The sequence below is a fragment of the Vibrio sp. 1288 genome (assembly GCF_033344475.1).
In genome coordinates this window covers 1-778 of record NZ_JAWPOX010000378.1, presented here as the reverse complement: position 1 = coordinate 778, position 778 = coordinate 1, and the positions used below count along the sequence as shown (strand labels likewise).

General features: G+C 42.5%; 1 protein-coding gene and 1 pseudogene. Both read right to left on the bottom strand.

Translation table 11 applies throughout. From position 1 onward, the window contains the following. The coding region (gene rseP, locus R8O11_RS26885; protein ID WP_318110837.1) for an RIP metalloprotease RseP at positions 1-588 on the bottom strand (588 nt) is incomplete at its 3' end. Continuing rightward, positions 588-778, bottom strand: a pseudogene (locus tag R8O11_RS26880) (1-deoxy-D-xylulose-5-phosphate reductoisomerase); the annotation flags it as partial. The gene rseP and the pseudogene R8O11_RS26880, both read right to left, overlap by 1 nt.

Genomic DNA, 778 nt, shown 5'->3' with positions numbered 1-778 from the left:
CAGCGTTTTCGTCACTTCAGCGCCAACTTCTGAGTCTGACGTCAGTGTTAGCGTCATAGCGTCATCACCAATATGAGAAATTAATCCCATATTAACTGATTCCCAATCCGGAGTTTTGATGCCTGATACTGCTTTTAGTTCCATTCCAGATTCAATTCCTGCCTCAGCAACAATCGAATTGGGTGTAACTTCACCAATTACGGGTTTTACCGCAGGTACACCAATCAGGAAAACCAACCAATAAGCAAAAATAGCAAATAAGAAATTAAAGATAGGGCCAGCTGCAACAATAGACGTTCGTTTCCAAAGCGGCTTTTGATCAAAGGCTAAATGTTTTTCACTTTCTGGCACATCGTCAACACGGCTATCTACCATTTTGACGTATCCACCAAGAGGAATCATTGAGATAGTGTATTCGGTTCCGTCTTGACCAACTTTTCGCCAAATAGACTTACCAAAACCGATGGAAAATCTTTCAACCTTCACGCCACAACGACGAGCAACCCAAAAGTGCCCAAACTCGTGCACGGCAACGAGAATGCCCAGTGCAACGATAAAAGAAACGAGATTCCACAAAATACCAGTCATTAGCTACGCTCGCGTATAATTTCTAGGGCGATAGTTCGAGACATTCTATCTAGCTCTAGCAAGCTTTCCAAGCTATTCGCATTCTCAGGTTTGCAGCTTGCGGTGATTTTATGCAAAACCAATTCATTGATGCGAGCTATGTCTGTAAAACCAAGGCGATTATTTAGAAACGCATCAACAGCAACTTCAT